Genomic DNA, 23437 nt, shown 5'->3' with positions numbered 1-23437 from the left:
ACTCATCCGGCAAGAGTGCAGCTGCCCCTCTCCTTTGGAGAGGGGTTGGGGTGAGGACTATAAGGCAATTCCAATAACTATAACATAATCACGTCTCGAGTCCAGCTGCCCCTCTCTTTGGGAGAGGGGTTGGGGGTGAGGTCGAAAGAGTAAGCACGCCTCTCGGCACATCATGCTCACTCTCCTTCGGAGAGGGTTGGGGAGAGGATTAACCAGAAAGGGTGTAGCTCACTCCCCTCTCCTTCGGAGAGGGGTCGGGGGTGAGGTTAAAAACAAGAGATAACTACAAAGAATTAGATAAAGCAAAGCCTTAAACCCCAAGGGCTTATATATAATAGCCCTGGACAATCGCCCGGGGTTGTAGTGACAAGAACGCCAAAGCCCTGAAAGGGCGCAACTCCACAACACATAAATCATGATGCTTAAAATTTACATAGAAGGTCAGCTTTTGGATTTGTTCAAAGACGAATCCATAGAACTCAACAGCTCCGTGGCCAACACCGAGGACGTTTCTAAACTGAATACCGACTATACCAAAACATTCACGGTCCCTGCCAGCGACAGGAACAACTACATCTTTAAGCATTATTATAACGCCGACATCGACAATACTTTTGATGCAAGGACAAAAAAGGATTGCAGGATAGAAATTGATGGCCTTCCCTTCCGCACGGGTAAGATGAGGTTGGAAAAAGTCGCAGTTAAAAATGGTCGCGCCAGTTCGTACACCATAAACTTCTGGGGCAATCTTGTCAATTTTAAAACGCTTATAAAAGAAGATTTGCTCAGCAGCCTCAATCTCCAGCTTTTAGATTACGACCACATTTATAATTATTCCAAAGTGCGGGACGGACTTACCGCCGGGTTGCACGATCGCGATATCATATATACGCTCCTAAGCCAGCGCCGCCAGTTTCTTTACAATTCAAACAACTCTGATAACACCGACGGCGAAAAACTCGTAAACATAGCCTACAACGGCCAGAACAGGGGCATTGTATGGAGCGATCTTAAGCCGTCTATAAGGTTGCTGGCAGTTATTGAGGCTATTGAGGCAAAATATGGCATCACTTTTAGCCGCGATTTTTTTGGGAGGAATGAGTTCAAAGAGCTGTATATGTGGCTCAATAACGACGAAGGGGCACAGTATACCGAGCAGGCAATTAACTGGATCAATGGCGATGGGGAAGTATTCGGTTTTAATGACGACACGACCGATAGCTGGAACGTAGGCCAGTATCCCTTCAACGGTTACCATAACATGCTATACCGTGTCACGATCACACCACAACCAGGTTTTGAAAACGTTCCCTACAGGATCATTGCAAAAAACAACAATAACAGTATTGAAACAGTACACCAGCAGGTGGATGCCACAGGAGCATATACAGTAGAATTTACCGCTGCGCCCGATCCTCCTTTCAGCCTGAAATTTTATGTAAGCGCAGCTGCTACTTTTGAGTATGATGCCTATATACTGCTTCGTGCAGATCGTGCAGCATTTCCTTATGGCCACACAGATAAAGATGCTGATGCAAATATAAGCACCATTACAGATACCTTCAACGTAGCACCGGCATTGCCAAACATGAAGATCATTGATTTCCTGAAAGGATTATTTAACATGTTCAAGCTCGTTGCCATTCCCGACAATCTGGGTAACATGTACATAAACACAATCGATGATTACTATCATGCAGGCACCGTACATGACATAACAAAATGGGTCAATTGGGAAAAATATGATGTGGAGCGCGCTAAGATATTCAGCACCATGAACTTTAAATACCAGGCGCCAACAACAATTCTCAATATCCAGTACCTTAAAAACAATGGTATTGCCTACGGCAACGCAGAATTAAGTCTTGATGATGACGAAGGCGAGCCACTGGATGGAGAAACGCTCGAAATATCACTTCCTTTCGAAACGGTTATATTCGAAAGGCTTAAAGATAGCAATACTAATGCTCTCACAACCATACAATATGGGCTTATTGCCAATGAAACTATAGAGCCGGCAAAGCCCAAAGCGGTAATTTATTATAACAATCGTACAAATATTACGGCAAACTCCATTTCACTTATAGATAACGACGGGAACGCTAACCGGGTAATAGGGCTTATAAATACGCCCGCCCATACATTAGGCTTGGATTCAGGCAACTTTTCATTGCTTTGGAAGGACGAAAACTCTACCTGGAATTACGCCAGGATTCTGGGCACATTATTTAAAAATTACTGGTCTTCCTATATCACGTCGATATTCAATGTAAAAAGGAGGAATTTTAAGTTTCAGGCAATACTACCGGCGTGGCTTCTCACAAAGCTTAAGCTCAACGATGTGCTTTACATAAAAGACAGGTATTACCGCATAAACGATTTTACAGTAGACCTTACCACATGTGAAACGACGCTAAATCTTATAAATACGTTCGAAACCAATTTTGGCCTTTTCGCACCTTCCCAGTCACGGGTTACACTTAGCGGTATAGAGCAGTTATACGGTGTGTATGTAACCAATGGCGCTGTGATGAATATTGCTAAAGAAGATACAGGATCGGGCACCTCATGGGCCGATGTGTACCAGGAGGGCTACAACCTGAACATTTTTGTAAACGAAAATACCACAGGTGAAACGAGGGCAATGTTTATCAACGTCAACAATGGCGCAGGCAGGTCATTCCAGGTATACCTAATACAAAACATACAATGATAGCACAAACCATCAAAATGCTCCAGTCCGGCCAATGGTACGGCTGCGGTCACACTATTGAGATTGCAAAAGGAAAAAACGGCATTCCCAAAACATGGAAGGAAACCAAAGAAAAAATAAGGCGCATCAGGCACATGCAGGCTACCGAAATGCGGGAGGAAAACACCGAAAAATCTAAAAAGATCATATCATGGCTGAAAAGTATGAAATAGAATTAGAGTTCAATGTAGAAACCAACATTGAGAATGTCACTAACAACACCGTAAACTTTATACAAGTCACTGAAAAAGCCGGTGAAGCTCTTGAAAAGGCTGAAAAAAAGGGTAAGGATTTTGGTGAGACGCTGGTTGGTTTCGGCAGCGCCGTGCTGGAGAACGGAACAGCCATGGAAATGCTCAACCAACATACGCACGGCTATTTTGATAAGGTAAACAGCGTTGTTGAGGTTACAAAACTTTTGTTACACAACAAAAGGCCGCTGCCGCCGCACAGGCAATATATGCCGCAGTTGTTGGTACGTCAACCGGGATCATGAAGGTGTTTAAGATAGCACTTGCCGGAACGGGAATAGGTATTATCGTGCTTGCGTTAGGTTACCTTATCGGCAATTTCGAGAAGGTAAAAAAAGCAGTGATGAGCTTTATACCGGGACTCGAAATCCTGGGCGATATTTTTAGCGGACTGGTAAATTGGGTTACCGACTTTGTTGGGGCTACTTCGGATGCTTCACGCGCACTCGACAAACTGGAAGCGGATGCTCAGGAGAATCTAAAAAGAGACGAACTGGCTTATGAGGCTAATAGCGATTTGTATGACGAATTTACCAACCGTAAGAAAAAGGCGGCACTAGACTACCGCAATAAGATAGGTGAACTAAACAGGGACGAAAAACTATCAGTAGAACAAAAAGAACAGGCCATTGCCGATGCCCATGCCAGAATGCTCAGGGATATTGAGCAGGCAGATAAAGATAGTGCAGCACAGTTGACTAAGTTTCTTGATGGCTATAGAAAACGTGATGAAGATGCCACAGCAAAGACTAACCGGGAAAAGATAGACCTCGCAGAAAAAAGGGCGCTCGAAGAACTTGAGATCGATGAAAACTACGAAATAAAAAGTGCTGCAATTAAAGAATTCTATGCCAATGAACGAGATCGGGATGCAGCAAAGGAAGCTAAAGAAAGACAGGATAAAGCTGACCAGGATAGAAAAAAAGCAAATGAAGAAGCGAAGAAACGCAGGGATGACATAAAAAAAATACTTGAAGATTATGATAAAAAGGAAATAGACGCACTTGCTGATACAAATCTCAAAAAAATTAACATTGAACAGGAAAGGGCTATAAAAGAGCTTGAGATTCTCGGTGCAACAAGAAAACAAAAGGAGCGAATAAATAAGTACTATGATGATCTTAGAAAAAAAGAGGAAGAAAAGCAGGTTGAAGAATTAAAACAAGTTGCAAAAGGAAAAGAATTAGCTCAAAAAAATCTTCAGCTTAATCAAAAGCAATGGGAGGCCGACAACGAAATAGATCCGCTGGTAAAGCTCAAAAAAGAGCGTGAAATTATAAAAGAGCAAGCGGCAATGGAGTTTGCCAAGTTACAAGAAGACATTAAAAACGCGAAGCTATTTTCAAAAGAGAGAGCCGATGCCGAAGCACAGTATGCAATGGCAAAGCAAAATCTCCAACAGGCTCAGTCTGAAAATGATAATCAGCAGAAAAAAATTCTGGCTGATAATGCAGCAGCAGCAGCTGAAAAAGAAAAAGAAAAAGCAGATAAAAAGAAAAAAGACGACGAGGAATTAGCCAAAAACAAAATGGATCTCGCCTTTGTAACATCATCCTATTTGTCAGATCTAATGCGTAAAGATAGTGATAAGAAAGATGAGAGAACCGATGAGGAAAAAGAAGAGGATAGATCCGTTGCCCAAAACCGCTTGAATGTTGCCGGTAATACCGCAAAAATGTTGTTAGAAATGGGCGGCAAAGGAGCAGAGCTCGCAAAAGGCATGGCAGTATCACAGGCAATCCAGGATACTTATAAAGGAGCCACTGCTGCCTACGCAAGTATGGCCGAAATACCTATAGTAGGCCCTGCGCTTGGAGCAGCAGCAGCAGGTGTAGCCGTTGCATCCGGCTTGATGAACGTAAAGAAAATACTTGCCACAAAACCGGTAGAGAAAAGCGCCCCCGGTGGAGCAGGTGCAGGTGGGGGTGCGGCAGCTCCTGCTTTCAATTTGGTACAAGGCACCGGCACCAACCAGATCGCCGAAGCCATCGGCGGGCAAAATACTCCTATACAAGCCTACGTAGTAAGCAGCAACGTTACCTCTGCCCAAAGCCTCGACCGCAATATCGTAGAGCAAAGCACATTGTAATAATAATGTCCTGACACAGCAAGCTTCCGGATTCAGGTAATCGCACTGTTATCATTCCATAATAAGGCAATCTTAATTAACCTCTGTAGAGGCGTTACACTGCAACGTCCCACATAAACCAAATTGATTTACCATACGAGTGTGGCTCTCTCCCCTCTCCTTTGGAGAGGGGCCGGGGGTGAGGACTATGCAGGAAGCTAAAATCCGCGCCCATCCGCTCAAATCCGCGTCATCCGCGTTCCTTTTTCATCCGCTGCCTGCCCAGCTTCAGCGGGGTTCCCTTTTTCAAAAACAAAACAAAATCCACATCCCCCATTATTACTAAAACCGAAACAATGAAAACCTACGAAGCGATATACGATCCCAAAATCACAAAAGGCGTTTTCGGCATTTCCTTAGTAGAAAAGCCCGCCATGGAAGGCAACTTCCTTGCCCTGTCCGAAGCTGAGGTAAAGCTCAGTACCGTCAATGAAGACGAGCGCATACTAATCGGTTTGGTACTCGAGCCCAACAAGCCCATCTACCGCAACCAGGATGGCGAAGAATTCAACGTACTCTTCTCAGAAGACACGGTCAAAGAACTCGCTTTTGGGTTCTATAAAGGCGGCCACCAGCAAAACAGCAGCCTGGAGCACAACAGCCAAATACAGGGAGTAACCTTTGTAGAAAGCTGGATAATAGAGGACAGTAAGAATGATAAGTCGGCGGCGCTTGGCCTGTCCTATCCCAAAGGCAGCTGGATGGCGACCATGAAGGTAGACAGCGATGAGATATGGAACGACTATGTCAAAAGTGGGAAGGTAAAGGGTTTTTCGGTAGATGCCCTGGTTTCCCTTAAAGAAGTAAACTTTAAAAGCAATATAAAAATGAGTGATACAAAAAGGATTGCAGATGCAATTAAAGACGGTTTCGAATCCGCATTGGCCTTTATGAAAAAAGGGCGGGGCATTGCACTTGGTTCGGTAAAGACTACCGATGATAAGGTAGTCATACAATACGAAGGCGACACCCTACAGGTTGGTGGCCGCGTATGGATAGCAGCCGAAGACGGTACCGAAGTTCCGCTTCCGGTAGGAGAATACGAAATGGAGGACAAGAAAGTCCTTGTGGTTAAAGAAGAGGGCAAGATTGCTGAGGTAAAAGACCCCGCAGCTGCCGGTGGCGACCCAAAAAAACCTGCTGCTCCTGCCCCAAAAGACGAAAAAGAATCCGCCAAAGCTGTCGAAAATGCCGTTAAGGCCGCAATGCTGAGGTATCATATCGAACACAAAAAAGAAATAGACGCGCTCAAAGCGCAGATCGTAGAGCTTTCCGCAGCCCCGGCAGCCAGGCCTATAAAGGGTGCACCGGTACAGGTAGAACTTAAGACAGCAAAACAAAGGATTTTTCACGCAATTCAAAATCAGTAAATAAGAAATGGCTACATCACTAACATCGACATCCAATTATTCCGGTAAAGAAGCCGGGGTAATTATAGGCAAGGCATTCAAAGAGGCCGTAACGCTTGACTCCGGGTTTGTCACCCTCAACGAAAATGTAAATTACAAGCTCAATCTCCGCAAGATAGAGCTTACGGGCGGGCGCAGGGAATACACGTGCGGATTCGTACCGGCCGGTTCTATTGTGCTTTCAGAAAAGGTATTGGAACCAAAGAAATTCAAGGATGATTTCGAGGTATGCCTTGAGGATTTCCGAAACCAGTGGAACGATGGCGACTTGGGCGACTCAGCCTTCAACGACGGCGATATGAAAGTCATCATGGACGCCATCCTTGCAGAAAAGCTTGCTCAGGAAGCAGAGGCTATCGACACGATGATATGGCAGGGCGATGCTGACAATGCCGATGAATTCGACGGCTACCTGAAGCTGTTTAGCGACGACGACGATATCATCACAGTCGATGGTATCGCGATCACCAAAGACAACGTAGAGGCACAATTGATGAGAGCCCTTAGCGAAGTTCCGGCTGGCTTGCAGAAAAAGCCTATCAAGGTAGGTGTGGCATCAAACATCGCAATCGCTTACTCGTTCCTGCTCATCTCAAAAGCAATTACAAATGGCCTTGCCAGCGATAGTAATAACAAAGGCAAAAGCGATGCGGCTACCGAAATCAAATTCGGCAAATTCACCCTTGTAGAGCTTCCGGGACTGCCCGATAACCACATGGTGATCGCTGAGCCTAAAAACGTAGTATTCGGCACCGGCCTTAAAGCCGACTTCAACAACGTACACGTAGTAAACACCAACGAAACCCTTCTTGACGGAAAAGTACGCGGATCCCTGGTATACAATGCCGGCGTAGAATACTACAACTCCGAAGAGATTGTTTGGTACAGGCCAGCAACTCCATCGGTATAACTCCACAAACAGTATCGTGAATCTACCACGCTCTGTCGGCACACTCTGGCTCCCTCTCCTTTGGAGAGGGTCGGGGAGAGGACTTATAATAAGAATATGCATCTATTCTCATTACGTTCAAGTTTGTCCGAATACAAGCGTACTGAATTCATCACGCTCTGTCGTTACGTCTCGCTCCCCTCTCCTTGGGAGAGGGGTCGGGGGTGAGGACTTTCCAGCATCCTAAAACAATTAATGCAATTCGTTGCAAAAATCATCCTCGAGTAAGCACGTCCCTCACTTCCACTCCCTTGGAGGGGTGCCCCCTGGGGCGGGGTGGTTAAAACCCTATTGGCTCAAAACAATAACAAAAACAACCACTGCCCACGCAGTACAAAAAAAATCAAACAATATGGCATGTGATATCACATCAGGAAGAAAAGTACCTTGCAAAAATTCATTAGCAGGTACCTCAAAAGTATTTTTCATCAACCACGTCGAAAAGCCCTTCACGGTAGTAGACGGTGTAGCAACAGCGATCAATCCTTTGATTGACGAAGTATTCCAGTACGACCTTTCAGGCGAAGGCAACAGCCTGGCACAATCTATGGTTTCCGACAAAACAGCCGGTACGACCGTAAACACGCAAACCCTCACGCTTGCCCTGCAAAGGATAAGTAAAGAAGACAACCATCAGTTCAATCTCCTTGCCTACGGATTCCCAACCGTAGTGGTAAAAGACCGCAACGGACTGTACCATGCGATTGGTACCTCAGAAGGTGTCGACTTCACCGTTGCCCCAACCACAGGAGCCGCCAAAGCCGACTTCAATGGATATAACCTTACCGGCACAGCAATGGAAGGAGCGCTTGCCCCGATCCTCAGCGACGCAACAGTAACCGCGCTATTGGCCCTTGTACCGGAAAACGCTCCATCGGTATAAATTACCATATTTAAACCAGCAAAAGAAATTTTGCTGGTTAATTAATTAAGTTCTATGAAAATATTTTTTTAATATATTTGGAATAACTAAAATTATTATAAATATTTGCAAAAAATAAACCTATAGGTTAATTGAATGAAAATAGTAGCTATCTTTGATATAATAGAAGAAAGTCTTTACTCCGTTCAATATGACAGTGAAAATAAAAATGAGTTTAGAAGATTATTTGATTTGTGGAATGATCCTATTTACCTTCATGATTTTTTTACTAATCATATAGGTGATTTGCATAGTGGTGTCTGGGGTTCAATATCTATTGAAGAAGCTATAGAAAGGACTCGTCGCGAAGCTAAAATGATGGAGGCAAAAATTTTGGAATTGGCTGAAACTGGAAAGACCTCCAAATATGACAATTTGTCGGAGTATTTTAGACCTTTGACATTAAAAGAAACTGGCAGGAAACTTGAGAGAGATAAAGGAAAAGGACTAAACAAGCACAATTGGTTGCGGGTGTATGCAATTAGAATTGATTCTAACACATTTGTTATTTGTGGTGGGGCAATAAAATTAACTGCTGACATGAATGAGAGAGCTCATTTATTACTAGAGCTAGAAAAATTTAACATAGCGCAAGAATATCTTAAAGATGAAGAAAACCCAGATTTGGAATTCATTGAATTATAATTTTTAAGAGAGATATGAATACAAATAAAATTCTTAACAGGCTAAAAAAAGAGTCTGTTAAAGATACGGAATGGCTTCAAGAAGCCAAGTATCGAAGAGACAATTCAGGTTGGATTGATATATCTTTCTCTATTGCTGTTAAGGCAATTTCAGCAATGAAGAAAAAAGGCATGACACAAAAAGAACTTGCAGTTCTTTTGAACTGTTCTCCTCAATATGTGAATAAACTTTTGAAAGGTCAGGAGAATATTAGCCTTGAAACAATCTATAAATTACAAAACGCACTAGATGTGGTGCTATTTGTAATACCTAACGATCATAAGACGCAGTACGAAAAGTCTGTACAATGTAACCTTATACTGAATGTTGATAAGGTGGAAAGTAAATCCGAGAAAAAAAGGATGCCCTATGGCGAGCCTTTATCTATAACAGAAATTAAATGGAAGACATTAGGGGAGAGTTCGCCTTTAAATTGCTAAAGGTTGTTACGGAACAATTTGCGGTGTATGAGGAAAACAAAATTGACACCAATGATTTGTCAAAACTGGAAATGGTTGTGAGATTCCGTTTTGGGGTAAAACCTAGAACGTCAATAGCTGCATTTGCTTTATTTGAACTTCAGTATGATAAAAATATTGTTGTGACAATTGAAAGTGGTCTTTATATGGAACTTAGCGGTGCAGCATGGGAAGATATGCAAGTTAAGAAAGATAAGTATAAGCTGGAAAAAGAATATGCACAGCATTTTGCAGGTATGGCGCTAGGCATCACTCGTGGGATTTTGCACTCAAAGACAGAGAATACATATCTCAATCAGTATCCAATCCCATTAATCGATGCTTCATTGTATATTCCAGAGGATATAGAGTTTGACAGCATGAGCCATCTTAATTGATGGCTTTTTCTTTATAAATTAATTGGCTGCCAGATTTTTATAAGTGGACTATTTTATAATGATATTCTCATTTTTCACTTAAGTTAGGAAATACGCTAAGTACACACATAGTAAGAAATTGTACCAATTAGCAATTTCTATGCAGGTATTTTTTAATGAGAGGATGAGATTTTGTTTCCAAAATTGAAACAAAATCTCATCCTCTCATTACTATAATATGAACATACTAAACCCCAACAACACAACCCACACCCTGAAGATAATACCGAGGTTTTATCCATTGGGCGATGTAGTACTCGAACTGGCAGGCGAAGAAAGGGAGCCGGGCAGTACGATAACAATTGTACCAACGATTTCTAACGGTTATATGTTCCTGCAATTTGAAAAGGCATTTAAAAACACATCGAATTGGCAGGTAAAAGTAACAGAGGAAAACGAGATCCTTTACCGCGGTAAGATCTTTGTGACAAGCCAGGCAGCGGATACACAGAATTACAAGACAACCAAAGATATATTCCTACTATGAGCGATGTAAAATTTTTATACCTGTCAGGTTATGTCAGGCCAAAGCTTGAAGAAAACAAAACAAAGAACTGGGTGCTCAACGGGCGCGATAACTCCTTTTACCAATATATAATTGACAGGAACAATGGCAGCGTTACCAATGCCGCCATCAACAAATCGTATATCGACCTGACCTTTGGCCGCGGACTTACCGCCCATGATGCAACCCTAAAACCAAACCAGTGGGCCGAATTTGTTTCCCTGATGAGACCACAGGAATTAAAGAAAATTATCACCGATTTCCAAATATTCGGCGAGGCTTCCCTCCAGGTGGTAAAAACCAAAGACCGTAAAAAAGTCTCGGGCATTTACCATCTGCCAAAACAATTGGTCGCACCAAGCCTTGAAAATGAGGATGGCGAGATCGAAAGCTACTGGTATTGCAAAAACTGGAAACAGTTGCATAAAACCCCGCCGGAAGAATTCAGCGCCTTCGGGAGTTCAAAAGACGATATAGAAATATATGTAATAAAGCCCTACACACCGGGATGCAATTACTTCGGCGCACCCGATTATCTTGCCGGGTTGCAATATGCCGAAATGGAAGAAGAGATATCCAACTTCTGCATTAATTCCATCAAGCAGGGATTAACTGCAGGTTACATTATCAACTTCCCCGATGGCGAAGGCCTCACTCCGGAGGAGAAGTTCGACTTTGAAAGAAAGGTAAAAGAGCAGCTGACAGGCTCAACCAATGCCCAGAAGTTCGTAGTCTCTTTCCAGAATAAGGAAGCCGAAATTACGATAGTGCCCTTCCCCGTAAACGAGCAGCAGCACAAGCAATGGGACTTCCTTACTCAGGAAAGCCGCCAACAGATAATGACCGCCCACAGGGTTGTTTCGCCCATGCTTTTCGGTATAAAAGACAGTACAGGCTTTGGTAACAATGCTGATGAGCTCGACACTGCCGAAGCACAACTGGTAAAAAGGGTGATAGCGCCGAAGCAGCAATACATCATCGAGGCCTTGCAGAACATTATATCGCTCAACGGTATTACACTCGACCTTTATTTCAGGCCACTTACCGAAACTCCGGCAGCACCCCAGGATTCCCGCGATGAAGAAAAAAAAGCGCCCGCAATGGCTGTCGCTGCCCAAATGATATCCTCTAATAACTAAGCATCATGGAAATACTTTTAATACGCCCGTCAGAAATTACAGCTTACACACCTATGGGCGGCAACGTTGATGTCGACAAATACATTCCATGCATCTTGGATGTACAGGTCACGGTGATTGAGCCGTTACTGGGAACAAAGCTGTACGAAAAGATAAAACAGGATTTTCAGGACGAAGTCTTAGCCGGTGATTATGAGGTTTTGTTTACCAATTACCTCAAGCCGATACTTCGTCACCAGGTCTTTGCCGAATATGTAGAGATCGGTAGCTATACGGTGGCAAATGGAGGGATATTTAAGCACGCTCCCGAAAACAGTGAAACCGTAAATAAGGCAGAAGTACAGTACCTGGCACAAACCCAGCGCACCAAAGCACAGATGTATATCGAAAGGGCCGAAAGATGGCTGCGCAGCAACCCGCTGCCGGAATATGCAGGAAGTTGTAATAAAGATGTAAAAGTATCAGGCGGATGGTTCCTATAACGGCAAACAGGCAGGTGCAGTGTAAAAGAACAATAGGTGGTATAAAGAGGGTCTTTTTGGCTCCGTACAAAAAAGTGCAGCGAAGCGAAATTACCTACGACGGTGTGAGCCTGCTCGAATTCCCCGAAACTTTCTTTTACACTTTTGACCTTGTGCAGGGGCCGGCATTCCTGCAGCAGCAAAATGAAAATGAAGGGGGTAAATCTTTTGATGTATCGCTCTCCCTAACCTTCAATAAAATCACAGCCTTTGATAACCTGCAATTCCAGAAGCTGCTTAAAAAAGATTACTTCCTTATTATTTTGGACAGCAACGGCGATTATTTCCTTTTAGGCTTCCGAAACGGCTTGACGGCTGAAAGCCTTAAGGTAAGTACCACACAGTACACCATCGATTTCAAAGGTATGGAGGAAGAGTTTGCCCCATTTGTAAACGACATTATGGGTACAGATATCATAACTGTCGAAGGTTTAAATTACATCTTTCAGGATGGGAAGGATTTCATATTTCAGAACGATATTAACTTCATATTTCAGTAATGGAAAATCAAAAACTTACACAAAGGCCACAGGCTGCAACGATAACGGAAAATGCGCTGATACACGTTGCTGAGCCATTCGACATATCCCAGGGGGCGGACGGCAGCAGCTACAAATTCCCGGTAGCAAACCTTTTTGTTGCCGGGCAGGACAATATTGATATTAAAAAATATGTCTTTATTGAAGATGATGATAATTTAAATGTTATCGTATCAAAGATAAACGGCCTGCCTCTATATGAGGTGAACGAAAAGCAATCGGTATGGTTTATCGCATCGGGAAAACGCTCGACACCGGGGCTTTATTCTCCGCAAAGGATATTGAAGTTCAAGATGATGAACAAAGGCAAAGGCAAGTATGGTGTTGGCGCAACGCAGCTCACTGCCGATGATGTTGAGTTGATGTATTCAAATGAAGAAACATTATCTGACATTGGAGCAGACCCTGTAACTGACATCGTGAATTATGGTGCCCTTGAAAGTGAAGGCCAAACGGTTTCGCAATGGCTGAACAGCCATACCTCCGAAATAGTTATACAGCCACAAAATGAAGGTTATACAATATTTCAGGGAACTCTAGATGCTGTACCGGCATCCTATCTGTGGATAGGTGCACCTGGCGTCTATGGAGTAGGAGAGCAGCAATCAACAGAAGCCGATTTTCAGACGATGGACGATACCATACCCCAGTATGAGAACAATGCTCCCTTAGTCCGCAGTGTGGGCCTTATAGAAACTTTGCCCGCAGCCAGGGGGATGCGCATAAAACTAAACCAGATCACCACCATAATTACTCCTATAGATACGCCTGTGCTTTTCACGGGATATACTATCAGCGAAACAGGTATTTCCACAAGCTACACATTCCTTTTTATGGGAGGAAAGGGCACCTGGGGTTATGGAGGCAATACGATTCTTCAGGGGATGCTCTATCTTTTGTTAGAAAAACCACTTAGTATAGCCGATGTCGGAGACAACGATACGACACTCATCATTCCATTAAGTGAAATTGAAGAAGGAGGATTCCTGGCAGCTGCCAATGAAGAAGAACACGATTTTACCGAAACCGGCCTTGAATATTACTTTGGCTATTACATAGGCGGTGTGCTGTATCTTGCATTATTCATTGGTTCACCTGGAGTATATGGAGGTGGTTTGGGCGCTAATGACTTTATAAATGCCGATTTTGCACAGGTTACTAATGGTAATGTTTCCGGTATACCCACACTCGAAGCAGTAACCGCAGTAGGAAGAGAAACAGGTTATCCTATAACAGTATATGGCGATGGGGCAAAACTACAGCATCAGGAAGACGGGCATTTGTTTACGGGTGCCAATGGTTATACTGTTAAGCAGCGTTTTAACGATGTAAGCGGGAACACACAATTTAACCATCCCGAAGATAAGACAGGTCCACATACCTATGCCATGCTGGATGATGTTGGGGAATGTGTCCCGTTATCAGGCACAGCAGAAGGAAAACCGATTACAGGAAATATTGAATTTACGGGTGCGAGACAGTTTATAAATGGCGATCAGGCTAGTGTTTATTCTATATTACAGTTTAATAATAACTCGTTAGGTATGAATTCTATAGATGCCGAGTATTCTCTCTATTCAGGTCTTTATGTTTCACCAACTAATATTTCCGGAAATGTTTATTCTTCTGAATCAAGTTCCAGTTTAGCTTTAGGTGCAACAGGAATAAGTTTGACTCTAAATAATACATCTGAGAGTATAGCAGTTAGTATGGGTTTGACTACAACCCAATTGTTTTTAGACTTTACTGATACAAATTCAAAAGGCATATCGGGGTCGGGAGATTACACAGCAAATATAGGCCTCTTGGATTACACCCAAAAAAAATATGTCGATGCGCGAACCCTACAACAAATTTTGACTAACGGCACTGTCTCAAATATAGGGACAAACCTAGTACTTAATACTGCTATGGGTACATTTCAGTTAAAGACAAATGGTGATGTGTTTTTTGGGGGCGTAGGAACGTTTCAAATATCCCATCCTAACTTTTTATTTGGCGGGCCTGGTACTTTCAGTAGCGATGTTCAATTAACAGGATTCCCAAACACCGCAAATTCTGCAATTACCAAAGGCTATGTAGATAATGCGGTTGCAGGGCTTAACTGGAAAGTAAACTGCGTTGTAGCGACCACAGCAAACATCACTTTGTCAGGGCTTTTAACGATAGATGATGTGACGGTGGCTATAGGGGACAGGGTGCTCGTAAAAAATCAGACTATAGCGGCACAAAATGGTATTTATCTCGCCAATGAAATAGCCTGGGTCAGGGCCGGTGATTCTGATACTGGTGAAGAGCTGGCTAATAAAACTATCCCGGTAACCAAGGGAACAGTGAATCAGGATACATGGTGGACGATAACTAACGATTCTATTACATTAGGCACAACGGCAATAACATTATCTCAAACGGGAGGTATGGGAACCTATACAAACGGCACTGGCATTCAGCTTGTGGGTAATATATTTTCTGCTGACCCTTCTTATATCGCAACGGCAGTGGCTACAGCTCTTGCAGGAAAACAGGCAACGTTGGTTTCCGGCACAAACATAAAGACAATTGAAGGACAAAGCCTTTTGGGCCCGGGAAACATTGATTTCTCAAAGTCAGATGTTGGGCTCGGAAACGTTGACAATACCAGTGATGCAAATAAGCCTGTATCTACGGCACAACAAACCGCGATTGACACAAAGCTAACCAATGGAGGTGACACAACTGGTGCCACAGTAAATATCGGAAGCAATGATGCTCAGCAAGTGGTATTGAAGTACAATAATTCACCTGTCATTACAATACCATCGGCAGCAGGTATTTCCTTACCTAATGGCGGTAGTATATCAAACGCTTCTGCTTCGGGCCGGGGAACGATACTTATGGGAACAACCGGAGTAGGTATAACATTGCAAAGAAATTTGGCTGATGCAGCTGCAGCAGCAACAATAAATAATGCACATACATCAAGCACTGGAAACATAATCGAATTTAACAGCAATATAAGCGGAGCTACAGCAACGCGTGCATTTGTATCAAAAACGGGGCAGTTTCAAGGTACTGCCTTCAAATTGTCAGCGCTAAATACGGCCCCATCTTCCTCAGCCGATACTGGCACAACTGGCGAAATCAGGATAACGGCTACATATATTTATGTGTGCGTGGCAACAAATACCTGGGTACGCTCTGCATTAACAAACTGGTAAAATAAACATCATGATAAAGAAAACATACCACGCCTTTACAAAGGAAGCGATAAACAGCAGAACCCCGACATGGGCTAAAAACATGTTCAGGATAACATTTATACTTACTTCGGCCATTACTATTTTCATAGCAGGTACAAACCTTTTTTCGGAAGAAATAAAGTATGAGTGCATGCTAGGGCTAAAAGCTCTCGACGCTGTTATATACGGACTGTCAAAAATGTTTGGTGTAGAAATAAAAGAAGAATAAGATGCCGCCATTAGCAGAAATATTCCCTTATCTAATGAGTGCAGGTGGGGCTTATGCTTGGTTTGCGGCTAACAAACTGCGTCAGGCTAGTTTACGAAAGGCTAATGTTGAGGTTGACAGCAGTTGGAGGCAGTTCTATAAAGACCTTGTTTCCGACATGAAAAGCGAGATAGTCGAAATGAAGCAGGAAATATTTATGCTCAGGCAAATAGTAGAAAGCTATAAAGCATCCTGTGATGGGTGCCCAAACAAAAAAAGCCAGGTATGAATCATATAGCAGAATTTCAAAAAAACAACGGTCTGAATGATGATGGGGTATTGGGAAGGGTTACTATTGCGAAAATGTGCTTACTATTTGGAATAAAGTACGACGCACAAATGGCCCATTTTTTAGCCAATGTACATCATGAAACAGGCGGCTTTAAAGCAGACACCGAAAATCTTAATTATAGCGCTGCCGGATTAGCAGGCACATGGCCAAACCGTTATCAGGACGCCGCAACAGGTAAGCCGAATGCTTTAGCGCAAGCACTTGCTTCCAGGCCGAAAAAGATTGCTAACAACGTTTATGCTAACCGTATGGGTAATGGAGATGAGGCGTCGGGTGACGGCTGGAAATTCAGGGGTCGCGGATCGCTCCAGCTTACCGGCAGGAATAATTACAAGCTTTTCAGCGATTTTATAAAGGATGCCGAGATTATGTCTGACCCGGATTGTGTTGCAACAAAATATTTTTGGGAATCGGCATTGTTTTATTTCACCAAGAACAAACTGTGGGGCAAAATGAAAGGTACAGCCCCGGCAGATGTAAAAGCCGTCAGAAAAGCAGTGAATGGGGGTTATATCGGTCTCGAAGATGTACGGGCAAAATTCGCATATTATTATAATCTTATCAACAAATGAAAAAATACATCCCTTATATAGTCATTTTAATACTGGCTATATTGCTTTTGTCCTCATTCCGGGAGTGCAACATGCGTGAATCCATTTCGGATAAAAACCTTGAAACTCTCACCGATACGGTACAGCATTACACGAACCGCTTAGGTGGGCAAAGTGCTGGCATAAGGACACTCCAGCTTGACAAAGCGCAATTGCAGAAAATCATTATTGATAAAGATCACCAGCTGGCAGCGCTCACAAAAGAGTTTGCAAAAGTCAGGGCGATAGTGAAATTTCAAACAGTTACGCAGTTCGATACTATCGGCATTGTCTACAAGGATAGCATACCATGTGTTTTTGAACGGTCGGGAACAACGTCTGACAAATGGTACAGCTTTGGGTATGAAGCAGACCAGGCAGGGGTAAAGATTGATTCCTTTAAAACCTGGACATCGGCAAATGTTATAACCGGAACAAAGAGAAAGTGGTTTTTAGGGGAGCAAACAGTCAGGACCGACATCACACTCTCAAACCCGCACATGGCTGTCAGCGATATTACCGCTGCTGAGGTGATAATCCCTTCCCCATGGTATCGAAAATGGTATGTGTGGCTGGCCGTGGGAGCTGTTGGCGGATTTGTAATAGCAAAGTAATATCCTCTTACCTGGCACAATTTTGATACAAAAATAAAAAAACCCTTAATAATCATTAGATTTTCAAGGGTTTTTGTGGTACCTCCAGGAATCGAACCAGGGACACATGGATTTTCAGTCCATTGCTCTACCAACTGAGCTAAGGTACCATTATCTTTTTACTTTCAATTTAAGCTGCTTGCTTGCCTTGTTAGCGGGTGCAAATATAGAACCATTTTTAAATTATCCAAAACAAAAGATAAAAAAAATCAATCACTATATTTGCCGCACTAATAAACATAAAATGCTTTTAGCGGTTGACATTGGCAATACAAGAATTAAAGCGGCTGTATTTGAGGATACTGTGCTTGCCGAAAAATTTGTATTTGATAAAAACGATGCTTCTGTAGAGGCTGAAAAAATTTTTCAAAAATATCCTAAAATAGCCCATAGCATACTTTCATCGGTAGGGAAAGAGCAGGACAGCCTGTTCTTACTACTGAAAGAGAAAACAAAAATGTTCGGGGTAAACCGCGATTTCACATTTCCGTTTCAAAACAATTATAGTACCCCGGCTACGCTTGGTATAGACAGGATGGTGCTTGCTTCCGGGGCTGTAATGCAATTTCCTGGCTGTAACCGGTTGATTATTGATGCAGGAACCTGTGTTACCTATGACTTCGTAGACAGCGAAAATAAATACCAGGGGGGCGCTATTTCGCCGGGTTTAAGGCTGAGGTATGAGAGTATGCATAATTTTACGGCAAAACTTCCGTTGTTATATCCGGAAATGCCCGACAAATTTATTGGCAACTCTACTGCGGCATCAATGCATTCGGGTGTAGTAAACGGGCTGCTGTACGAACTGGAAGGGTTTATTTCGCAGTATAAGCAACAGTATCAGGATGTAACGATAATATTGACAGGAGGGGATGCTGATTTTTTGGCTAAAAGATTAAAAAACACCATATTTGCCAATTCAAATTTCCTGTTGGAAAGTCTGAATTTTTTATACTTATATACGATCAAGAAATGATTAAAAAAATTATTGCAGGCTTCTGCCTCCTTTTGTCCACTGTTGTTTTTTCCCAGGAAAATAATGCGTCCCCTTATTCTTATTTTGGAATTGGCGATATAAAATTCAAAGGTACCGCAGAGAACAGGTCTATGGGTGGACTGGGTATATTGCCGGACAGTATTCACGTTAACCTCCAAAACCCTGCAACATACGCATCGCTAATATTCACTACCTACACTATTGGCGCCAGTAACTCCAAAACAAAATTCAAGACAAATTCTGCCTCGGATGATGCCAACAGGACTACTGTTGATTACATTGCAGTTGCCATACCTTATAATAAATTTGGCTTTGCTTTCGGACTTATGCCGTATACGGCGGTAGGTTACAGGATAGAAAATTCAACTTTAGATCCCTCGGACAACCTTACACGCTTTAGGCGCTTTAATGGAAACGGCGGCCTTAACCGTGTTTTCGGGGGAGTGGCCTACCGGATTACGCCAAAATTCAATATTGGTGCCGATTTTCAGTATAATTTCGGGCAGGTTGAAACTAAAAGCATAACCGGAATAAAGGAAGCGTCGATACAGTATCCAACAAGGGAAATCAACAATTCCGATTACAATGGCATGTCTGTCAACATTGGCGCAGTATACCAGGGTAAATTAGGTAAATACGATTGGGTGACAAGTGCTACATATACTCCGGAGAGCAAGCTTAAAAGCAGTACCGAAAGGCAGTTGGCCACAATAACCATCACTAATTCAAACAATGAGATCGTGCATGACCAGATTGATACAACTGTTTCTACCTCAAGTGTAAAGATGCCCTCTAAGGCAACTTTCGGTACGGGTTTTGGACAAAACAGGAATTGGTTCATTGGTGCAGAATATACTTTTCAGCAAAGCCAGGAACTGGGCAGCCGTTTTGACGATGTTACCAATGCAAAGTTTGAAACAGCGCATAAATTCTCATTAGGCGGCTACTTTATTCCAAAATATGCGTCTTTCACCAGCTATCTTAGCAGGGTTACATACCGTGCCGGTGCGAGGTATGAGAAAACAGGGTTAGTTATAAATGGTGAAGCGATAAACGACATGGGACTTAGCCTTGGGGTTGGCCTTCCGATAGGAGGGCGTATAGGTGGGTCTAACCTTAACCTTGGTGTGGAGTTTGGCCAAAGGGGTACTACAAAAGCAAATCTGATAAAAGAAAATTATGTAAATTTATTCGTAAGCCTTTCTATAAACGACAGGTGGTTCCAAAAAAGGAAATATGAATAGTTAAAAACTATAACGGCATGAAAACATTACGCATAGTATCAGCATTTATAATAGGGGCATTCTCTATGGCGGCAACCGCACAGGGTTCTGCTAAATGCGAAGCCGGTATCAGGGCATTCGAGGAAAAAGTGAATGCAGGGAACTACAATGATGCTGCCGCGCTCATGCCGGACCTGAGGAAGAAATGTCCGGAATATAGCGACAAGCTATATACTTATGGACAAAAGGTTATAGAGTATAAAATTGAGACTGCAGCAACGCCAGCCGAAAGCAGCGCACAGCTGAACGACCTTGTAGCACTCTATACCGAATATGCAAAATACTTCCCTAAAAGCGATGGCGCTGTAAAAAAAGCGCTCCTCCAGAAAGAAAACAAGATGGCTACAGACGATGAGGTGTATAAACTTCTTGATACTGCCTTTAAGTTGAATAGAGAAGGATTTACAGATTATAGCGCCCTCGAAACCTATTTTGCATTGTATCTCGCGCAGTTTGATGCAGGTAAAGGGATTTCACAGGATCAGTTTATTGAAAAGTATGGTGAATTGGCGGCACAGGTGGCTTATGCTAAAAACAAAATTGCAACAGATAAGGATAACCTCCTGAAAAGGCAGGAAACTACTAAGCTTACAGCAACCGAAATACAGCAGATTGCTGATGCCCCAAGAGCTACCGATGCCCTGAATGCTGTGTCGGAAAATATGGCGATGCAATCGTCAAGATATTTTACGTGCGACAAGCTCGAGGCTTATTATGACAAAAATTACGAAGCGCACAAGGGTGATGTTTCCTGGCTCGAAGGCCTTATCATAGGTATGTACAGCAATAAGTGCTACAATTCGCCCGTGCTTTATAAAGGCGCGCAGGCAGTACATGCTTCAAAGCCTTCGGCTAATACGGCATACATGCTGGGGACTATTGAATTGAAAAGGCGCAACCAGAAGCAGGCCATCGTTTACTTTGAACAGTCTGCCGCGCTCGAAAAAACACCCGAAAAGAAAGCTTCGTTGTATTATGATATTGCCGGGATTTTCAGGAATTCCGATAAGGCAAAAGCGAAAGAATTTGCCGTAAAAGCGATCGGGCTTAATGCAAAATTTGGCAAACCATACATATTACTTGCAGAAATGTATACTACTGCCGGTAAGGAATGTGGCCTTTCGGAATTCGACCGTAAAGCGCTTACATGGCTGGCTATAGAAACCATAAAGAAAGCAGAGGTTGCCGAGCCGCGGTATAAGACTACCGTGACTTCGTTGATAAAAAGCTTTGAAAAAAACAAGCCGACAAAGGAAGAAGCCAAAGCTGCAAAAAGAAAGAAAGGCGACGTGATTACCTACGGATGCTGGATCAATGAAACCATTACCGTTCCAACACTGTAATTAATGAAGTTCCATAAAATCTATATAGTGATCGCCGTATTTGCCGGGCTGCTTTTTTCCTGCGAAAGTAACCTCAAGGATGTGCAGCGTATTAATACCGTGACTTTTAGCCCCGCGGGCGAAACGGAAAATATCAACCTTAAATATACCGACTCAGGAAAAGTAAAGGCAATCCTTGTAAGCCCGCTTATGAAAGATTTTTCCAACCTGCAGTACGGTTTTAATGAATTTCCAAAAGGAGTCCATGTAACCCTGTTTGACGGGCCGCAAAAGAAAACTAACGTAGTGTCCGATTATGCGATATGGTACAACAAATCGGATATTATAGACCTTCAGGGCAATGTAAGGATAACTTCCGACGATGGTAAGGTGATGGAAACGCAGCAATTGTATTACGACCAGAAAAATGAGTGGTTTTATACCGAGAAAAGGTTTAAATTTACAGATGAAAAGGGGAGTTACATCGAAGGCCCCGGAGTAGACTTCAGTAAAGACTTCAAGGTGTTTAATGCACAGCGTAATGTTGCAGAAATTAATAATGTTGACTAACAGGATAAAAGATGTATTTTAAGTTTGTACCCTATTTGTTTTTGGTTTTTGCAGCGCTTTTTTTATACGATGGCATAATGAAAGCTATTGAAGGACGAGATGCTGTAATCAGCTTCCTTTTTACGGGTGTGGCAATATTCATGTTTTTCTTCAGGAAGAGATACTACAAAAAGTTCGACAAGGACAAAACAGAATAACAACCATGGAAACGGCAGTGATTATATTATGTCTACTTCTGTCCGCTTTCTTTTCAGGTATGGAGATTGCCTATGTATCTTCCAATAAGGTGTATCTCGAGGTAGAGAAAAAACAGTCTACAATAATCTCAAAAATACTTACCCGCTTAACAGAGAAACCTACGCTGTTCATGACATCAATGCTCGTGGGCAACAGTATTGTACTCGTCATTTACGGATACTATATGGGCAATGATGTATTGCGGTGGCTGTATCCTGCTATAGGCGGTATGAATGTTTTTTTTCAGCTGTTCCTTCAAATAGCAATTTCTACATTTATTATCCTGCTCACTGCAGAGTTTATACCCAAGATATTCTTTCAGGTGTATGCTAATACACTCATCAAGTTTTTCGCGATTCCGGCTTATGGCTTTTACTGCGTTTTCAAAAAAGTTTCGGGACTTATTATTGTCGTGGCTGACTTAATACTTGTAAAGCTGCTGCGTACGAAAGGCGATACCCAAAAAGCTTTTTTCAGCCGCGGAGAGCTCGGGACTTATATCACAGAGCAGCTTAATGGCGCAGACGAGCAGGAGGAAGTTGACACTGAAATACAAATATTCCGCAACGCGCTCGAATTTTCCGGGCTCAAGGCCCGCGACATCATGACGCCCCGCACAGAGATAGCTGCTATAGCGTTAGACGATGTAGTTGCCGAATTGAGGCAGCTCTTCATCGAAACAGGGTACTCTAAAATAGTGGTATATGAAGGTAACCTTGACAATATTATTGGCTATGTGCATTCGTTTGAAATGTTTAAAAAACCGGCTTCCGTCCAGTCAGCAATGATACCGATAGAGTATGCGCCGCAAACCATTTATATAAAAGACCTGCTGAACATGCTTACAAGAAAAAGAAAAAGTATGGTCGTGATACTTGATGAGTACGGAGGCACTTCGGGCATCATAACTATTGAAGACATAATCGAAGAGCTTTTTGGTGAAATTGAAGACGAGCATGACGATGCCGGCGGTGACATTATTGAAATAGCCCTCGAAGACGGCGGCTTTATATTTTCGGCACGGATGGACGTAGAATACATCAATGAAAAATACAGTCTTAATATCCCTGAAACCGACTCGTATACCACGCTTGGCGGGTTCGCAGTACACCATGCTAAAGAGATTCCGCAAACAGGTGAAAAGCTGCTTACAGAAGGCTTTGAGATTTTTATAGAAAGGGCATCTGCCAAAAAGATAGAACTCATAAAACTGGTGCCTTTACAGATTAAATAAAAAAAATTGACGGATTGGCAAAAATATAAGCTCACTCCTTTTATTATTAAACAGATAATTGTATTTTCGCCCACTGAAA

24 protein-coding genes and 1 tRNA gene are annotated in these 23437 nt (G+C 42.8%); 24 read left to right on the top strand and 1 reads right to left on the bottom strand.

Annotation, left to right across the window (positions count from 1 at the left end; genetic code table 11):
* Positions 1–415: 415 nt before the first annotated feature.
* From AAEO56_RS04615 to AAEO56_RS04525, 19 genes are all read left to right on the top strand, one after another.
* Positions 416–2713 (top strand): hypothetical protein, encoded by a 2298-nt coding sequence (locus AAEO56_RS04615; protein WP_341695852.1) that lies wholly within the window; start codon positions 416–418, stop codon positions 2711–2713.
* Positions 2710–2925 carry a hypothetical protein gene (locus tag AAEO56_RS04610; RefSeq protein ID WP_341695851.1) on the top strand — a complete coding sequence of 72 codons (216 nt, stop codon included), beginning with the start codon at positions 2710–2712 and terminating at the stop codon, positions 2923–2925. The genes AAEO56_RS04615 and AAEO56_RS04610 overlap by 4 nt, the downstream gene beginning before the upstream one ends.
* Positions 2904–3248 carry a hypothetical protein gene (locus AAEO56_RS04605; protein ID WP_341695850.1) on the top strand — a complete coding sequence of 115 codons (345 nt, stop codon included), beginning with the start codon at positions 2904–2906 and terminating at the stop codon, positions 3246–3248. The genes AAEO56_RS04610 and AAEO56_RS04605 overlap by 22 nt, the downstream gene beginning before the upstream one ends.
* Complete coding sequence (locus tag AAEO56_RS04600; RefSeq protein ID WP_341695849.1) at positions 3245–5092, top strand: hypothetical protein; 1848 nt, start codon at positions 3245–3247, stop codon at positions 5090–5092. The genes AAEO56_RS04605 and AAEO56_RS04600 overlap by 4 nt, the downstream gene beginning before the upstream one ends.
* 335 nt (positions 5093–5427) lie before the next feature.
* Positions 5428–6501, top strand: coding sequence for an XkdF-like putative serine protease domain-containing protein (locus AAEO56_RS04595; protein WP_341695848.1), 1074 nt, complete (start codon positions 5428–5430; stop codon positions 6499–6501).
* 7 nt (positions 6502–6508) lie between these two features.
* Positions 6509–7450, top strand: a complete 942-nt coding sequence (locus AAEO56_RS04590; protein ID WP_341695847.1) for a hypothetical protein — start codon at positions 6509–6511, stop codon at positions 7448–7450.
* A 391-nt stretch (positions 7451–7841) separates the two neighbouring features.
* Entirely contained in the window at positions 7842–8372 is a 531-nt protein-coding gene (locus tag AAEO56_RS04585; RefSeq protein WP_341695846.1) for a hypothetical protein, read from the top strand.
* Between the two features lie 135 nt (positions 8373–8507).
* Complete coding sequence (locus tag AAEO56_RS04580) at positions 8508–9056, top strand: hypothetical protein (protein ID WP_341695845.1); 549 nt, start codon at positions 8508–8510, stop codon at positions 9054–9056.
* Positions 9057–9070: 14 nt separating this feature from the next.
* Positions 9071–9535, top strand: coding sequence for a helix-turn-helix domain-containing protein (locus AAEO56_RS04575; RefSeq protein ID WP_341695844.1), 465 nt, complete (start codon positions 9071–9073; stop codon positions 9533–9535).
* On the top strand, positions 9496–9951 hold the full coding sequence (locus AAEO56_RS04570; protein ID WP_341695843.1) for a hypothetical protein: 456 nt from the start codon (positions 9496–9498) through the stop codon (positions 9949–9951). The genes AAEO56_RS04575 and AAEO56_RS04570 overlap by 40 nt, the downstream gene beginning before the upstream one ends.
* Before the next feature lie 217 nt (positions 9952–10168).
* Positions 10169–10477, top strand: coding sequence for a hypothetical protein (locus AAEO56_RS04565; RefSeq protein WP_341695842.1), 309 nt, complete (start codon positions 10169–10171; stop codon positions 10475–10477).
* Positions 10474–11634: a phage portal family protein gene (locus AAEO56_RS04560; protein ID WP_341695841.1), complete on the top strand. Its 1161-nt coding sequence runs from the start codon at positions 10474–10476 to the stop codon at positions 11632–11634. The genes AAEO56_RS04565 and AAEO56_RS04560 overlap by 4 nt, the downstream gene beginning before the upstream one ends.
* A gap of 5 nt (positions 11635–11639) precedes the next feature.
* The gene (locus AAEO56_RS04555; RefSeq protein ID WP_341695840.1) at positions 11640–12116 is read left to right on the top strand and encodes a DUF6712 family protein; all 477 of its coding nucleotides are present in this window, start codon (positions 11640–11642) and stop codon (positions 12114–12116) included.
* Positions 12104–12655 carry a hypothetical protein gene (locus tag AAEO56_RS04550; protein WP_341695839.1) on the top strand — a complete coding sequence of 184 codons (552 nt, stop codon included), beginning with the start codon at positions 12104–12106 and terminating at the stop codon, positions 12653–12655. The genes AAEO56_RS04555 and AAEO56_RS04550 overlap by 13 nt, the downstream gene beginning before the upstream one ends.
* Positions 12655–15891: an autotransporter outer membrane beta-barrel domain-containing protein gene (locus AAEO56_RS04545; protein ID WP_341695838.1), complete on the top strand. Its 3237-nt coding sequence runs from the start codon at positions 12655–12657 to the stop codon at positions 15889–15891. The genes AAEO56_RS04550 and AAEO56_RS04545 overlap by 1 nt, the downstream gene beginning before the upstream one ends.
* A 10-nt stretch (positions 15892–15901) precedes the next feature.
* Positions 15902–16141, top strand: coding sequence for a hypothetical protein (locus AAEO56_RS04540; RefSeq protein WP_341695837.1), 240 nt, complete (start codon positions 15902–15904; stop codon positions 16139–16141).
* Position 16142: 1 nt separating this feature from the next.
* Entirely contained in the window at positions 16143–16409 is a 267-nt protein-coding gene (locus tag AAEO56_RS04535) for a hypothetical protein (RefSeq protein ID WP_341695836.1), read from the top strand.
* Entirely contained in the window at positions 16406–17044 is a 639-nt protein-coding gene (locus AAEO56_RS04530; RefSeq protein ID WP_341695835.1) for a peptidoglycan-binding protein, read from the top strand. Before AAEO56_RS04535 ends, AAEO56_RS04530 begins: the two co-directional genes overlap by 4 nt.
* Positions 17041–17676 (top strand): DUF6549 family protein, encoded by a 636-nt coding sequence (locus AAEO56_RS04525; protein ID WP_341695834.1) that lies wholly within the window; start codon positions 17041–17043, stop codon positions 17674–17676. The genes AAEO56_RS04530 and AAEO56_RS04525 overlap by 4 nt, the downstream gene beginning before the upstream one ends.
* 76 nt (positions 17677–17752) lie before the next feature.
* Here the strand turns inward: AAEO56_RS04525 and AAEO56_RS04520 are convergent.
* Positions 17753–17825 (bottom strand) — tRNA-Phe (locus AAEO56_RS04520).
* A 134-nt stretch (positions 17826–17959) separates the two neighbouring features.
* Between AAEO56_RS04520 and AAEO56_RS04515 the strand changes: the two genes are divergently transcribed.
* The 5 genes from AAEO56_RS04515 to AAEO56_RS04495 all read left to right on the top strand — a co-directional run bounded on the left by AAEO56_RS04515 (position 17960) and on the right by AAEO56_RS04495 (position 23358).
* Positions 17960–18691 (top strand): type III pantothenate kinase, encoded by a 732-nt coding sequence (locus AAEO56_RS04515; RefSeq protein ID WP_341695833.1) that lies wholly within the window; start codon positions 17960–17962, stop codon positions 18689–18691.
* The gene (locus AAEO56_RS04510) at positions 18688–19956 is read left to right on the top strand and encodes an outer membrane beta-barrel protein (RefSeq protein WP_341695832.1); all 1269 of its coding nucleotides are present in this window, start codon (positions 18688–18690) and stop codon (positions 19954–19956) included. The genes AAEO56_RS04515 and AAEO56_RS04510 overlap by 4 nt, the downstream gene beginning before the upstream one ends.
* Before the next feature lie 17 nt (positions 19957–19973).
* Positions 19974–21338: a tetratricopeptide repeat protein gene (locus AAEO56_RS04505; RefSeq protein ID WP_341695831.1), complete on the top strand. Its 1365-nt coding sequence runs from the start codon at positions 19974–19976 to the stop codon at positions 21336–21338.
* Between the two features lie 3 nt (positions 21339–21341).
* On the top strand, positions 21342–21887 hold the full coding sequence (lptC, locus tag AAEO56_RS04500) for an LPS export ABC transporter periplasmic protein LptC (RefSeq protein ID WP_341695830.1): 546 nt from the start codon (positions 21342–21344) through the stop codon (positions 21885–21887).
* Positions 21888–22089: 202 nt separating this feature from the next.
* Positions 22090–23358 (top strand): hemolysin family protein, encoded by a 1269-nt coding sequence (locus tag AAEO56_RS04495; protein WP_341695829.1) that lies wholly within the window; start codon positions 22090–22092, stop codon positions 23356–23358.
* Positions 23359–23437 lie beyond the last annotated feature (79 nt).

Source organism: Flavobacterium arundinis (assembly GCF_038289855.1).
Classification (GTDB): domain Bacteria; phylum Bacteroidota; class Bacteroidia; order Flavobacteriales; family Flavobacteriaceae; genus Flavobacterium; species Flavobacterium arundinis.
This window is presented reverse-complemented; position numbering and strand designations above follow the sequence as displayed.